Origin of the sequence: Planomonospora alba, assembly GCF_039534085.1 — a bacterium.
Classification (GTDB): Bacteria; Actinomycetota; Actinomycetes; order Streptosporangiales; family Streptosporangiaceae; genus Planomonospora_B; species Planomonospora_B alba.
Genome location: NZ_BAAAUT010000032.1, coordinates 21,269 through 34,911, shown reverse-complemented (window position 1 = coordinate 34,911; position 13,643 = coordinate 21,269). Strand labels below are relative to the sequence as shown.

The following is a 13,643-nucleotide window of genomic DNA, read 5'->3' as shown; positions in this document are numbered from 1 at the left end:
CGGTCATCCTCACTTCAGACGGTGAACAGCTCCATCAGGTCGTCGAGGCGCACCACGAGCAGCGCACCCACGCCGGCCGCGGCGATCGCCAGGGCGACACCGGCCGGATGCGGCGCGGACGCGCCGGCGGCGGCCCAGGCGGCGAGCCCGGCGCAGCCGAGGGCGGCCAGGACGAGGTTGCGCACCACGTGCACCCGGCCGAGCGGCGCGGCGGAGGCGCCGAAACACCGGCACGGCACCCGCCGCCCCCGGCGCAGCGCGGCGAGGACGCCGCCGGTCAGGACGGCGAGCGTCCCCACGGCGGCCGCGAACCCCACGGGTACGGCCGGCGGCCACGCCAGCAGGAGGACGGCCGCAGCCTCGGCGGCCGTCAGCGCGTACGCGGCCGCCGCGGACGCCCGTCGCGGGAGAACGCCGAGGACCGCGATGGAGGACACGAACTCGCCGAACGCCGCGCGGCCGCGGACCTTCCCCGCGACCGCGACCGCGAAGACGACGGCCAGCAGGGCCCGGCACGTGATCATGAGATACAGCACGTCTCCACCTCGCACCGGGTCTGGCGGCGGGCACCGCCGCCAGACCCGCGTGTCCTACCTAGGCGCCGCAGATCCTGAACGCGTAGCAGGCCCCGCAGCGGGTCTTTCCACCGGCGGTGGTGCAGAGCTTCCGGAAATCGGAGCGCTCCCTGCAGTAGCAGTGGACGTACCACTCCGCGGCCGCCTTCGCGGACGCCTTGGGGACCAGCCGGTCGAGAATCCGATCGCCGAGCCTGCTGAGAACGGCATTCATGGATTCACTCCTTTCGTAGCGATGCGGTCAGCCGAAACTATGCGAGGGGCGTACAGCACCCCGTACAGCCGCGCTACAGCCGGGTGGTGAGCAGCCTTTCCAGCACCGGGTCGGGCCGCGTCGCCGGATCGGAGAGGAGCTCCGCGGCCTCGGCGGCGTCCGCCTCGGCGCACGGGTCGCCGAGGGCCGCCCGTGCTCTGGAGAGCTGGCGGAGGCAGGCGGCGCGGCCGTACGCGTCACCGGTCCTGGCGGCCAGTTCGAGGGCGCGGCCCAGGTCCGCTGCGGCCGCGGCGGGATCGCCCCGCCGCAGATGGATCTCGGACCTGCTGAGCAGCACCTCCCACTGGTCCTCCCGGTTGCCGACCTCCTCGCAGCGGGCCAGCGCCTCCGCCAGCACCTCCAGCGCCTCGTCCCACTGGTCGAGCAGGCAGTGGGCGCGGCCGAGCCCGGCCAGCGTGATGCTCTCGCCGTACAGGTCGCGATCGGCCCGCCGGATGGACAGGCACCGTTCGAAGCGGTCCACCGCCTCGGCGTACCGGCCCAGCCGGAGCAGGACCTCGCCCAGGTTGTGCGCGACCAGCCCGACGCGGTTCGACCCGTGCGTCTCGAGGACCAGCAAGCCCGCGCCGATGTGGCCGAGGGCCGCGTCGAGGTCTCCGGTCTGCATGCACAACCAGCCGAGGTTGTGCAGCGCCATCCCCTCCTGTCCCGGATCGCCCACGTCACGCCAGAGGCCGAGCGCCCGGCTCAGGGCGTCGTGCGCGGCCTCGGTCCGGCCGGACCTCCACTCCACCAGTCCCAGCGTCGCCAGCGTGGACGCCTCCGCGGCGCGGTCGCCGTCCCGCCGCGCGACCTCGATGGCGAGCCGCGCGACGGTCTCCAGCTCCCGCCAGTAGCCGTTCTTCATCATGACGGCCCTGATCAGGTTCATCAGTTCGGCGGCGAAGCCGCTCCGTCCGCTCTTCTCCGCCTGTACGGCCGCCGCCACCAGGCAGGGCAGCTCCGTGTCCAGCCACCGCACCGCGGCGGCGAGGCCCTGCGGGTCCGCACCGGGCGGGGAGGCGTCCCCTCCGGAGGACACCAGGTGCGGCTGGAGCAGACCCTGGAGGCGGCGGCAGCGGTCGAGGTACCGGTCCAGGGCCCGCCCGACCGCCCGCGCGCGCTCCTGCGGCGTGTCGTGGAGGACGGTCAGCTCCGCGGCGAAGAGCCGCAGCAGATCGTGCATGCGGAACCGGCCGCCGCCGACCGGTTCGAGCAGCCGCGCCTCGGTCAGCTCGTCGAGCGCGGCCTCCGCCGTCGTCTCGTCGGCATCGGTCAGCGCGGCGGTGGTCTCCACCCCGGCCTCGGGCACCTCCAGGACGCCGAGCATGCGGAAGGTCGCCTTCGCGGTGCTCGTCAGCGTCCCGTACCCGACCTCGAAGCAGGTCCGCACCCGCAGATCGGCCGTCTGGAGCTCGTCCAACCGCCGCTGCCGGTCGGCCAGCCGTTCGGCGAACCGGGCGAGGGACCAGTCGGGGCGGGCCGCCAGCCGGGCGCCGGCGACGCGCAGCGCCAGCGGGTGGTGGCCGCACCAGCGGGCGATCTCCACGGCCGCCCCCGCCTCGGCGGCCACCCGCTCCGGACCGGTCAGCGACTCCAGCAGGCGCACCGACTCCGCCTCGTCGAACATGCCGACGGCGACGGGCACGGCGTCGACGGTGGTCAGCGGGGCGCGGCTGGTGATCAGCACCGCGCAGCCGCCGCCCGCCGGCAGCAACGGCGCCACCTGGGCGGCGCCGACGGCGTTGTCGAGGACGACGAGGACCCGCCGGTCGGCCAGCAGCGACTGGTAGCGGGTGGCCGCCTCGGCAGGCACCGCCGGGACGACGCCGGGCGGCACCCCCAGCGCGCGCAGGAAACGGCCGAGCACCTCGGCCGGCCGCAACGCGGCGAGGCCGGGGGTGGACCCCTGGAGGTCCACGTACAGCTGGCCGTCGGGATAGCGGTCGGCCGCGCCGTGCGCCGCCTTCAGGGCGAGCACCGACTTGCCCGCGCCGCCGGGACCGTGCAGCGTCACCACCGGCGGGTCCGCCGCGCCGTGCAGGACGGCGCGCAGCCGGGCCAGCTCGGCCGAGCGGCCCACGAACACCGTGGGGGCCCGGGGGAGCAGGCGCGGACGCGGGTGCCCGCCGCCGACGGGGACGGCGGCGGCGACGCGGTCGGCCACCGGCAGGTCGGTGTCCCTGCGCAGGATCGCCTGGTGCAGCCGGCGCAGCTCCGGCCCGGGATCGATGCCCAGTTCGTCGGCCAGGACCCGGCGGGCGGCCCCGAACGCGTCCAGCGCGCCGGCCGCGTCGCCGCCGCGGTACAGGGCCACCATGAGCCGGCCGTGCAGCCGTTCCCGCAGCGGATGTCTCCCGATCACCTCGCGCAGCCGCGCGGCCGCCGCCGCGTTCCTGCCGAGCGCGAGCTGGAGGTCCGCGTGCTCTTCCACCACGCTCAGGTAGTGGTCGGTGAGGCGGGCGGCCACCTCGCGCAGGGTGGGCCCCGGCGGCACGTCCTCGGCCACCGGCCCGTCCCACAGCTGCAGGGCCCGGGCGAAGGACTCCTCCGCGGTGCTCAGGTCGCGCCTGGCCAGCGCTCGGCGGCCGCGCGCGGACAGCGCCTCGAACTCGAGGAGGTCGAGCTCCTCCGGTCCCGCCCGCAGCAGGTATCCGGCGTCCGAGGTGACCAGCCGGTCCTCCTCCGGCAGCAGCCTGCGCAGCTGCATGAGGTAGGTGCGCAGGTTCGCCGCCGCCGAGCGGGGCGGCCGGTCGTCCCACACCTCCGCCACCAGCGACCTGGCCGGGACGACATGACCCGCCCGGACCAGCAGCATGGCCAGGACGGTGCGCTGCTTGGGCGCCGTGATCCTGACCGGCGATCCGCCGACCTGGATCCGCAGCGGGCCGAGAAGCCGAAACCGCACGACGCGTCCGCCTACAGCGGTGATCCGCCCAACCGGCGCAGGGCGACGCCGAGCAGGCGGTCGGCGTCGAAGAACCCGCGCTGCCGGGAGTCGACGCTGTCGGCGTTGTCACCCAGGACGACCAGCGCGCCCTCGGGCACCCGGGCCGCGCCGCCGCCGATCCCCGGCGGCACCGGGTCTCCGGGCAGCGCGACGGCGCGCTTGATGTTCCACCGCGTGCCGTCCGGGCCCTGCGATCCGAGCTCCGCGGGGGTGAACGGCGGTTCGAGGACGACCACGTCACCCGCCCTGACCCGGTCGATCCGGAGTCTGCGCACCAGAACCCGATCGCCGTCGGACAGCGTCGGGGCCATGCTCGTCCCCTCGACCGTGACCACCACGTAGCGTCTTCGCGCCCACAGGGCACCGGCCACCGCCGCCAGCGCCAGCCCACCGATGATCGGTTTCAAGGACTTCCCCAATGGTCGGCCCCGGAAAGGGCGGGACTTTCCGCGAAACGATCTACGGTGGGGCGTTCGCCTGTCAAGGCACGGCGCGCTCCGGGGCGCACCCGCGGGGAACCGTCATCCCGCGGGCCGGCGTGCCCGCCTCACCTCGCGGTCGATCGCCCAGGCGTCGGCCACCGGGCCCACATGCCCGAGCTTGTCGGGGTTGATCACCGAGTGGATCGTCTGGATCCGCCCGTCGAGCACGTCGAGCGCCAGGGTGTGGAGCACCCCGCCGTCCCGGTCGCGGAAGACCGCGCCCGGCTGGCCGTTGACCTCGCGCTGCTCGAACGTCACGCCGGCCAGGGCCATCCGGGGGAAGGCGGAGGCGAGCAGCCGGGCCACGTTCCGGGCGCCGGCGACGGCCCTGGCCGGCTGCGGGGCCTTGCCGCCGCCGTCGGCGACCATCGACACGTCGGCGGCCAGGAGGTTCCGCAGGCCGGCGACGTCGCCTTCGCGGAGGGCGTCGAAGAACCGCGACGCGAGCTCCTCCCGCTCTTCGCGGTCCGCCTGGAAGCGGGGCCGGCCCGCGGCCACATGGCGCCGTGCCCGCACCACCAGCTGGCGGCACGCCGCCTCCGAGCGCCCCACGGCCGACGCGACCTCGGAGAAGTCGAAGCCGAACACCTCCCGCAGCACGAAGACCGCCCGTTCGAGCGGGGACAGCCGCTCCAGCAGCACCAGTGCGGCCATCGACAACGAGTCGGCCAGCTCCGCCGACCGCTCCGGGTCCTGGTAAGGGTCGGTGAGCAGCGGCTCGGGGAGCCACGGCCCGGCGTACTCCTCCCGCCGGACGCGGGCCGAGCGCAGCACGTCGATCGAGATCCGGGTCACCGCCGCCGACAGGAACGCCTTGGCCGACCTGGGTTCGGCCGGGGTGGTCTCGAAGCGCAGCCAGGTCTCCTGGACCGCGTCCTCGGCCTCGCTCACGCTGCCCAGGATCCGGTAGGCGATCGAGAACAACAGCGGTCGCAGCTCCTGGAACTCCTCGGTCCTGCTCATGCCGCTCCTCCTCCGAAGGGCCGGGGGGCCGAAGCGGCCCCCCGCGACGAACGCCGCAACCGCGGGACGGACCGGGTCCGGCGCCACGGACGACGCGAGGTCCATCGCCCACTCCCTGAGCGAGGATCGCCTGCACCGCTCTAGACGAGACAGCGACCCTGTCAGTGACATCTCCGGCCACCCGGTGCGTGCGGCCCCCTCCGTTCCCGGACTCTCCGGAGGCCGGAGCGGACCACGGTAGGTTGTCCTGAATGACAGCGAATACCGGCCATCGGGACCCGTGGGAGAACGGGTCACCGGTCGAGCTGCGCACGGCGCGGCTCCTGCTGCGGCCCTGGCGCGCCTCGGACCTGGAGCCCTTCGCCGAGCTCAACGCCGACCCGGAGGTCATGGAGCACTTCCCCGCCCCGCTCAGCCGGGAGGAGAGCGACGCGTTCGCCACCGCGACCGCCGAGGCGATCGTGCGGCAGGGGTGGGGCCGCTGGGCCCTGGAGGTCTCCGCGACCGGTGAGTTCATCGGCTTCACCGGCCTGCACCGGCCGGCCTTCGAGGCCCACTTCACGCCCGCCGTGGAGGTCGCCTGGCGGCTGGGCCGCCGCTCCTGGGGGAAGGGGTACGCCACCGAGGCGGCCGCCGCCGCGCTCGACTTCGCCTTCGACCGCCTGGGCCTGGACGAGGTGGTGTCGTTCACCGCCACCACGAACCTGCGCTCCCGCGCCGTCATGGAGCGCCTGGGGATGACCCGCGACCCCGCCGAGGACTTCGACCACCCCGCCCTGCCGCCCGGCCACCGGCTCCGCCGCCACGTGCTGTTCCGGCTCCCCGCCGCGCACCGGGGCCCGGCCCGGCGGATGGCCCCCACCACGAGCGGCGCAGGAAGCGAGGATCTGGGATGACGGACATCCGGACGCAGGAGCAGGCGCACACCCGTGCGGTCGACGCCTTCATCGCCGCGGCCAACACCGACGATCCGGAGCGGCGGGCCGTGCTGCTCGGCAGGGCGCTCACCGCGGACGTCGTGTTCTGGGGCCCGCTGGGGCGCGGCGTCGGCCGCGGCGCGGTGGAGGACTTCATCACCGAGGTGGTGCGCAACCACCCGGCGGGACGGTGCCGGATGGTGCGCACGACACGGGTGGACGCGCCGCAGGAGTGGGCCCGCTTCGGCTGGCGTTTCGAGACCGGTGACGGCGACCCCCTGCTGTCGGGCGTCGACGTGGTGCACGTCACGCCTGCCGGCGACATCGACGAGATCGTGGTCTTCGCGGGACCGCTGGAGTGAGGCCGCGGCGCGCGGCTCCCGGCTAGAGCGGGGCGTCCTGGTCCCGCAGCGTCTCCAGGACCGGCGCGTACATGCGGGTCTTGATGGTGCCGAGGGTGCGGCCCGCCTTGGCCGCGTGGGCGCGGGCGATCTCCAGGGCGCTCGGCCGTACGGCGTCCTCGTCCACCGCGTGGTCGACGATCCCGGCGGCGAGCGCGTCGTGGCCGCCGTAGCGGCGGGCGGTGGTCATGGCCTCGTGCGCGGTCCGCGGGGCCAGCCGGGCCTGGATGAGCGCGGACATGCCCGGGGTGAAGGGGATGTCGATCTCGGCCTCGGGCAGGCACCAGAAACCCCGGTCGGCGCGCATCACGCGGAAGTCGTGGGCCAGGGAGAACATGGCGCCGGCCGCGAAGGTGTGCCCCTGCAGGGCCGCCACGGTGACCAGCGGCAGGCTCAGCGTCCGCGCGAAGAGCTCGTGGACGGCGGCGACGTAGCCGGTCATCCGGTCGGGGTTGGCGCCCAGCCACTCCAGGTCCAGGCCGTTGGAGAAGAACTTGCCGGTCGCGGCGGTCACCAGGGCCCGTGCCCCCTCCGCCTTCTCCACCTCGTCCAGCGCGGCGTTGACGGAGGCGATCCAGTCGGGGTGGAAGCGGTTCTCCGTGTCCCCGAGGTCGAGGACGAAGACGTCGTCCTGGCGGTCGAGCGTGGGCATGGCGGCTCCTTCACGAGGATCGGTCGGGCCGCGGCCGCGGCGCGTGGCCGGGGCCGCCGTCCCCCGTACGGCGGGCGGCCCGCGCCGGACGGGGCCGGCGGGACCTACGGGTTCTGCGTGGGCACTCATGCTACTGGTCGGTAACCTTGATCGGCATCGTACCGGGAGACGGCCCGCCTGCCCGCCCCCCCACCTGGGCTCCCGGGCCGGGAACGCCGTACCGGCCGCGGATCCCGCGTTTGGAGCCCGCGGCTCCGGGAAGCCGTCGGCCGTCCCGGCGGCGGTAGGTGACAGGAGGACGGCCATGCTGCGGAAGCGGCCACGGATCGGCACGGTCGCGGTGGTCGCCCACCGGAAGAAGTCGCTCGGCGGAGGACTGGACGAGCTGCGCCGGCTCCTGGCCGACGAGGGCGTGGGCGAACTGCTCTGGTACGAGGTGCCCAAGAGCAAGAAGGCGCCCAAGAAGGTGAAGAAGGCGCTCAAGGCGGGTGCCCGGCTGCTGCTGGTGTGGGGCGGCGACGGCATGGTGCAGCGGTGCGTGGACGCGGCCGCGGAGTCCGGGGTGCCCGTCGGCATCATCCCGGCCGGTACGGCCAACATGTTCGCCCGCAACCTCGGCATCCCCGAGGACCTGCCGGAGGCGGTGCGGATCGCCTTCCACGGGCGGGAGCGCCGACTGGACCTGGGCCGGGTCAACGGGGAGCACTTCGCGGTCATGGCCGGAGCCGGGTTCGACGCGGAGATGATCAAGGATGCCGACCGGGGGCTGAAGGAGCGGATGGGCCGGGCGGCCTACTTCTGGACCGGCCTGCGGCACGTCCGCGGGGACCTCGTGCCGATGAAGATCAAGGTCGACGGGGCGAAGTGGTTCGACGGTGAGGCCAGCTGCGTGCTGTTCGGCAACGTCGGCACGATCACCGGCGGCATCGAGGCGTTCGACGACGCGCGGCCGGACGACGGCTGGCTGGAGGTCGGCGTGACCACGGCGAAGGGGCCTGTCCAGTGGGCCCGCACGCTCGGCCGGATGAGCGTCGGGCGCTCCGACTCCTCGCCCTTCGTCCGGATGACCCGGGCGAGGAGGATCACCGTCAAGTTCGGCGCGCCCATGGCCTACGAGCTCGACGGCGGCGCCAAGGGCACCGTCACCGAGCTGCGGGCCGAGGTCGTCCCCGGCGGCCTGACCCTCCGCGTCCCCGCACCCGGGGACGCCGGTGACGCCGGGGACGCGGAGGAGCCCGGCGTCACGCCGGGGTGACCGCCATCTGCAGCTCCGTCACCCAGCGCGCCTCGTCCGGCGGGCAGTCGAGGTAGACCTCGCGTGCGAGGCCGACGGCCCGGTGGCCGTTCTCCTCGACCCAGTGGGCGAGGGCCTGGAAGGTCGGGCCGACCTCCTCCATCGGACCCCGGTGGACGACCGTGGCGGCCGTGCCGATCTCCGGCAGGTCCACGACCGCGAAGTCGTAGTCCTCCTGCGGCTCCACCGCGACCTGCATGCCGGCGTGCACGACGACCGTGCCGTCCTCCGCGGGCTCGTAGTAGGCGACGCCCGGACCGGTGATCGCGACCCCGGCGCGCTCCAGCCGCGCGCACAGCTCGTGGTAGAGCGGCTGGATGACCGGGCCGACGTCCTCGGTCTCGTAGCTGGCCGCCACCGCGGACAGTTCCGCGACGCGGACCGGCGCGACCCGCTTGACCAGCACTTCCTCGGTGCTCATACGCCCTTCCCTCTCGATCGTGCGGAGTCTCGCCTCCACCCGGAGCAACCGGGCGGTGTCGGCCGCGATCCGCTGCGCCAGCTCCGCGCGGCGCAGCCGTACCATGCCGTGCAGTTCCTCGGCGCTCACCCGCTCGTCGAGGATCGCGGCCACCTGCTGCAGGGTGAAGCCGAGGTCCTTCAGCGCGATGATGCGGTTGAGGCGCGAGAGCTGGGCGGCCTGGTAGTAGCGGTAGCCGCTGGCCGGGTCGACGTGGGCGGGCCGCAGCAGCCCGAGCGCGTCGTAGTGGCGCAGCATCCGCACCGACACGCGGCCGAGCTGGGCGAAGTCTCCGATGGTGAACATGGCTCTTCCAGGTGTAGGGCCTGACACGGTGTCAGACTCAAGGCCGCCGGGGCGCCGTCCCGGGCCCGCGTCCGGTCCGCACCGTAACGCGGGCGGCGGACGGCGGACGCGGGCGGCGGGTGGCCGGTGCGATAACCGGTTGGTGTGCGCCGGGGGAACGGGCAGCATGGCGGCATGCCACTGCGCTTCCATGAGATCGCCGAGGGCGGTCACCGCATCCTGAACCCGTTCACCGACGAGAAACTGGCGCTGCTCGGCGAGGTCGCCCGGCTCCGCCCCGGCATGCGCCTGCTCGACCTGTGCTGCGGCAAGGGCGAGATGCTCTGCCGGTGGGCCGCCGAGCACGGGATCGAGGGGGTGGGCGTCGACATCAGCGAGGTCTTCCTCGACGCGGCGCACGAGCGGGCCGTGGAGCTCGGCGTGGCCGGGCGGATCCGCTTCGAGCGGGGGGACGCCGGAGCCTACCGGGCCGAGCCGGGCGCCTTCGACGTGGTCTCCTGCCTGGGCGCGACCTGGATCGGCGGCGGGGTGGAGGGGACGGTCAAGCTCATGCTCCCCGCGCTGGCCGAGGACGGGATCCTCCTCGTCGGCGAGCCGTACTGGACCGAGGAGCCGCCCGCCGCGGCGCGTGCGGCGTTCGGCTTCGGGCCGGACGACTTCACCTCGCTGGCCGGGACGTTCGACCGGTTCGAGGCGGCCGGGACGGAGGTGCTGGAGATGGTCCTGGCCGACCCCGACAGCTGGGACCGGTACGCGGCGAGCCAGTGGTGGACGGTGAGCGACTGGCTGCGGGCCAACCCCGGCGACCCCGACGCGGCGGAGATGCGCGCGTTCCTGGAGCGCGCCCGCCGCTCCCACGTCGAGTACGGCCGGCGCTACCTGGGCTGGGGCGTCTTCGTGCTGCGCCGCCGTTGACGGTTACCGGCGAGTAAGGTTAGGTTCGACATACCGGCCGGTCGGTTCAAGGCTGTGCCCGTCCGGGGTGCGGCGCCCCCGGCCGGAGGAGCCCGCTCCGCCGACTCCTGGAGGCAGGATGACCGACGTCCAGCTCGCCCGGCAGGCCTGGCGCCGCCTGGAGCCCGTCCACGCGATGATCTACTTCGCCCGCGAGGCCGCCGAGCGCTACGCCGCGCTGGGCCTCGGTGAGCGGGCGGGCTACTTCGCCTCCCGTTCGGCGGCGTTCGGCGCCGCCTCGCCCGACCTCGTCATCGCGACCTTCTACAACTTCTGCCCCGACCTCGTGCGTGCCTCGCTCCCGGCGGCCTGGGAGAAGACGACCCCCGCCGAGGTGCTCCGGGCCCGCTACGAGGCGGCCGAGGCCGCGCTGCGCCGGGCCGGGATCCACGAGCTGCCCGGCCTGGCCGAGACGGCCGCGCTGGCCAGGCGGGCGGCCGAGCGCGCCTGCGAGCACCCCCAGGGCCGCCCGCTGTTCGCCGCGCACGCCACGCTGCCGTGGCCGTCCGGCCCGCTGATGGAGCTCTGGCACGCCCAGACGCTGCTGCGCGAGTTCCGGGGCGACGGGCACGTCGCGACCCTGCTCGCCGAGGGGGTCGGCCCGCTGGAGGCGCTGGTCCTGCACGCAGCCGAGGGGACCGCTCCGGCGGTCTTCCTCAAGGTCAGCCGGGCCTGGCCCGCGCAGGAGTGGCTGGCGGCGGAGGAGTCGCTGCGCGAGCGCGGGCTGCTGGCCGGCGACGAGCTCACCCGGGAGGGGCGGGCGCTGCGCCGGCGGATCGAGGAGCGCACCGACGAGCTGGCCGCCCCGGCCTACGGCGCGCTCGCGGACGGCGAGCTGGCCCGCCTGGCCGAGCTGGCCCGCGCCTTCGGCCGCCGGGTGGTCGACGCGGGCCTGCTGAACATCGGCGGCTGACCTGCCCGAGCCGGGTCCGGGCCGGCCGCTCCCACCGGAGCGGTCAGCCGGTCGCGGCGGGATCGGCGACCTGCCCGGTGAAGAGCGGGACCATCGTCGGCCGGTGGAGCACCGCGAAGGCGAACGGCCGGTCCGCGCGGACCTCCACCTCGGCGGGCGGCGGAGCGGAGAGCCGGAACGCCAGACCGGTGACGGCCGCGGCCTCGGTGCCCCACTCGTCCACGGTGACGTCCGCGCCGTGGACCGCCCGGTCGAGGACGAGGCCGTCGGCGATGCCGGAGTAGCCCCGGCCGCGCAGGCCGAGCCCCTCCAGCGCGGGCCCCAGCTCCAGCGCGGTGGAGAAGTCCCAGCGGGGCAGGGCGAGCCGGATCCGGGTCGGCCTCATCCCGTCGCGCACCCGGGTGAGCTCCCCCGGGGCCAGCCGGTCGGCGGGGGCGCCGCCCGGCGCGGGCAGCAGGACCCACATGGCCAGCCCGCCGCCGGCGTAGGCCAGCTCGACGGCCTGCCAGCCGGGCCCGCTCGCGTAGGGCAGCTCCGCCTCCAGGCGCATCAGGTCCGTGCGCACCGCCGTGCCGTCGGCGCGGGTGAAGGCGGCGCCGGGCTCGGGCGGGTCGGTGAACGGCACGGCCCACCCGGCCCTCAGGTAGAGGGCGCTCGCGAGGACCAGCCGCGTCCCGGGATCCAGCCGGTCGACGACCTTCGTGATCCGCCCGGCGGTCCGCTCCCCGGCCCAGGCGTTGATCACCTCGGCGGCGTCCGCGGCGAAGTCCACCCGGTGCGCGCCGGTGCCGTACCGGGCGGTGAGCACGCGCAGGAACCCCTCCCGGACGGTCAGGTCCCCGGCGGCGAACAGGCCGCCGGCGAGGCGGACGACCGGGGGTTCCGGGTCCTGCGGCGCGTCCCGCTCCGGGGCGGGGGGGACCTCACCGGTCCCGGCGACCACCCGGGCCAGCGTGCCGAACGCCGCGTGCGGCCCCTCCGGCGGGAAGCCGAAGACCTCGTCCAGCTCGGCCCCGGTGGCCGGGTCCGCGCCCGCCCGGGCCATGCCGTACGCGTAGGCGATGCCCAGCGGGGACAGCACGGTGTTGGCACCGGGCTCCGCGACCGCGGCGAGCAGGGCGTGGCCGAAGGCCGCCAGGCCCGGCTGGAGGTTCGCCACCGGAGGCCCCGGCTCCGGTCCCGCGTAGGACTCCCGTGCCGCCCCCCGCGCGGTGACCGGCCCGGGGGCCGGGCGGCGTCCGGGTCCGCAGGCGCGGCACGCCGCCGCGAGGGCGGCCAGGGCGGGCAGGGCGATGGCGAGCGTGCGTCGGCGCATGTCCTCTGCAACGTGCCCGGCGGCCGTACGGTTCACGGATGCGGGCGCGGGCGCGGCGGCCGTACGGTTCACCGGCGCGGGCGCGGGCGCGGGCGCGGTACGGTCGCGGCTGCGGCTGCGGCTGCGGCTGCGGCTGCGGCGCTCAGACCGTGTACGCGGCGAAGACGGGGAACGGCAGCAGGGCGCGGACCGGGGTGCGCCGCATCGTCCGGCCGGGGAAGCGCTCCCGTACGGCCTGCGCCAGCCTCCCGGCGGAGACGAACCGGAAGTCGTAGACCCACAGCGCCCCCTCCGGCCGCAGCACCCGGGAGAACTCGGCCACGGCGCGCTCCACCCGGTCCCAGTGGTGCATGCTCAGCGTCGAGACGACCAGGTCGAACCGGTCGTCCGGGTAGGGCAGCTCGGCCACGTCGGCCACGTCCAGGGTGATCCGGTCCTCCAGCGCCGCGGCGCGCACGTGGCGGCGGCCGATCGCGATCATGTCCTTCGACAGGTCCACGCCGGTCAGCCGGAGGTCCGGACGGACCCGGGCGAGTTCCAGGAGCAGGTGGCCGGAGCCGGTGCCGGCGTCGAGGACCGCGCCGTCCCGTGGGGCCACGGCCGCGAGGTCCCGGCAGATCCTGCGGAACAGCGGCCGGTTCAGCCGGGCCGCCCGGCGGTCGTACCGCTCACCGCTGCGGCCTTCGAAGTAGGACATGCGACAACCACTTCCTCTCGGGGTTTGACCTCCTCCCTCACTCTGCAAGTTAATGTGAACATGAAGTCAAGCACCGTTCCGGCCATGGGGATCGGCGAGCTGGCGGCCCGGTACGGCCTGGCCGCGCACGTGCTGCGCCACTGGGAGGCGGTGGGACTGCTCAGCCCCGCCCGGCAGCCCAACGGCCGCCGCCGCTACGGCCCCGAGGACGACGCCCGGGTCGCGCTGATCGTGCGGGCCAAGGAGACCGGGGCCTCGCTGGAGCAGATCCGCGACCTCGTGGCCGCCGGGGACGGGACGCGCAGGCGCGAGATCCTCGTGCGGCACCGGGACGCGCTCGCCCGCCGGATGGAGCGGCTCCGCTCGGAGCTGGAGGCGATCGAGCACGTGCTGGAGTGCCCGCACGAGGACGTCTTCGAGTGCCCGCAGTTCCAGCGCATGCTCACCGCCGGTCCCACCTGGGAGGCGTGCGACTCCGCCTGAGGGCCGCCGGCGACCGGGCCCGCCGCCC

General features: G+C 75.2%; 15 protein-coding genes. 6 read left to right on the top strand and 9 right to left on the bottom strand.

The window, feature by feature from the left end:
* Positions 1–14: 14 nt before the first annotated feature.
* The 5 genes from ABD823_RS20085 to ABD823_RS20065 all read right to left on the bottom strand — a co-directional run bounded on the left by ABD823_RS20085 (position 15) and on the right by ABD823_RS20065 (position 5,223).
* Complete coding sequence (locus ABD823_RS20085; protein ID WP_344861803.1) at positions 15–536, bottom strand: MauE/DoxX family redox-associated membrane protein; 522 nt, start codon at positions 534–536, stop codon at positions 15–17.
* A 58-nt stretch (positions 537–594) separates the two neighbouring features.
* Positions 595–789 carry a hypothetical protein gene (locus ABD823_RS20080; protein ID WP_344861802.1) on the bottom strand — a complete coding sequence of 65 codons (195 nt, stop codon included), beginning with the start codon at positions 787–789 and terminating at the stop codon, positions 595–597.
* A 73-nt stretch (positions 790–862) separates the two neighbouring features.
* Entirely contained in the window at positions 863–3,736 is a 2,874-nt protein-coding gene (locus ABD823_RS20075; RefSeq protein WP_344861801.1) for an AfsR/SARP family transcriptional regulator, read from the bottom strand.
* Positions 3,737–3,747: 11 nt separating this feature from the next.
* A complete protein-coding gene (locus ABD823_RS20070; RefSeq protein WP_344861800.1) occupies positions 3,748–4,185 on the bottom strand; it encodes a S26 family signal peptidase in 438 nt (145 codons plus the stop codon).
* 114 nt (positions 4,186–4,299) lie between these two features.
* Positions 4,300–5,223: an RNA polymerase sigma-70 factor gene (locus tag ABD823_RS20065; RefSeq protein ID WP_344861799.1), complete on the bottom strand. Its 924-nt coding sequence runs from the start codon at positions 5,221–5,223 to the stop codon at positions 4,300–4,302.
* Positions 5,224–5,474: 251 nt separating this feature from the next.
* On the opposite strand from ABD823_RS20065, the gene ABD823_RS20060 reads away from it, so the two are divergent.
* Together ABD823_RS20060 and ABD823_RS20055 are read left to right on the top strand one after the other, a co-directional pair.
* Positions 5,475–6,119, top strand: a complete 645-nt coding sequence (locus ABD823_RS20060) for a GNAT family N-acetyltransferase (RefSeq protein WP_344861797.1) — start codon at positions 5,475–5,477, stop codon at positions 6,117–6,119.
* The gene (locus ABD823_RS20055; RefSeq protein WP_344861795.1) at positions 6,116–6,502 is read left to right on the top strand and encodes a nuclear transport factor 2 family protein; all 387 of its coding nucleotides are present in this window, start codon (positions 6,116–6,118) and stop codon (positions 6,500–6,502) included. Before ABD823_RS20060 ends, ABD823_RS20055 begins: the two co-directional genes overlap by 4 nt.
* Positions 6,503–6,524: 22 nt before the next feature.
* On the opposite strand, the gene ABD823_RS20050 is transcribed toward ABD823_RS20055, so the two are convergent.
* Positions 6,525–7,193, bottom strand: a complete 669-nt coding sequence (locus ABD823_RS20050; protein ID WP_344861793.1) for an enoyl-CoA hydratase-related protein — start codon at positions 7,191–7,193, stop codon at positions 6,525–6,527.
* A gap of 304 nt (positions 7,194–7,497) precedes the next feature.
* On the opposite strand from ABD823_RS20050, the gene ABD823_RS20045 reads away from it, so the two are divergent.
* Positions 7,498–8,448 (top strand): diacylglycerol/lipid kinase family protein, encoded by a 951-nt coding sequence (locus ABD823_RS20045; RefSeq protein WP_344861791.1) that lies wholly within the window; start codon positions 7,498–7,500, stop codon positions 8,446–8,448.
* On the opposite strand, the gene ABD823_RS20040 is transcribed toward ABD823_RS20045, so the two are convergent.
* Positions 8,435–9,253 carry a MerR family transcriptional regulator gene (locus tag ABD823_RS20040; RefSeq protein WP_344861789.1) on the bottom strand — a complete coding sequence of 273 codons (819 nt, stop codon included), beginning with the start codon at positions 9,251–9,253 and terminating at the stop codon, positions 8,435–8,437. The genes ABD823_RS20045 and ABD823_RS20040 overlap by 14 nt on opposite strands.
* A gap of 174 nt (positions 9,254–9,427) precedes the next feature.
* Between ABD823_RS20040 and ABD823_RS20035 the strand changes: the two genes are divergently transcribed.
* Positions 9,428–10,168 (top strand): SAM-dependent methyltransferase, encoded by a 741-nt coding sequence (locus ABD823_RS20035; RefSeq protein WP_344861787.1) that lies wholly within the window; start codon positions 9,428–9,430, stop codon positions 10,166–10,168.
* A gap of 118 nt (positions 10,169–10,286) precedes the next feature.
* Positions 10,287–11,120, top strand: coding sequence for an SCO6745 family protein (locus tag ABD823_RS20030; RefSeq protein ID WP_344861785.1), 834 nt, complete (start codon positions 10,287–10,289; stop codon positions 11,118–11,120).
* Between the two features lie 43 nt (positions 11,121–11,163).
* Here ABD823_RS20030 and ABD823_RS20025 read toward each other — a convergent pair whose 3' ends face one another.
* Positions 11,164–12,435, bottom strand: a complete 1,272-nt coding sequence (locus ABD823_RS20025) for a serpin family protein (RefSeq protein ID WP_344861783.1) — start codon at positions 12,433–12,435, stop codon at positions 11,164–11,166.
* A 142-nt stretch (positions 12,436–12,577) separates the two neighbouring features.
* Positions 12,578–13,132, bottom strand: coding sequence for a class I SAM-dependent methyltransferase (locus tag ABD823_RS20020; protein WP_344861781.1), 555 nt, complete (start codon positions 13,130–13,132; stop codon positions 12,578–12,580).
* A 60-nt stretch (positions 13,133–13,192) separates the two neighbouring features.
* Between ABD823_RS20020 and ABD823_RS20015 the strand changes: the two genes are divergently transcribed.
* Positions 13,193–13,615: a MerR family transcriptional regulator gene (locus ABD823_RS20015; RefSeq protein ID WP_344861779.1), complete on the top strand. Its 423-nt coding sequence runs from the start codon at positions 13,193–13,195 to the stop codon at positions 13,613–13,615.
* The last annotated feature ends 28 nt before the right edge of the window (positions 13,616–13,643 follow it).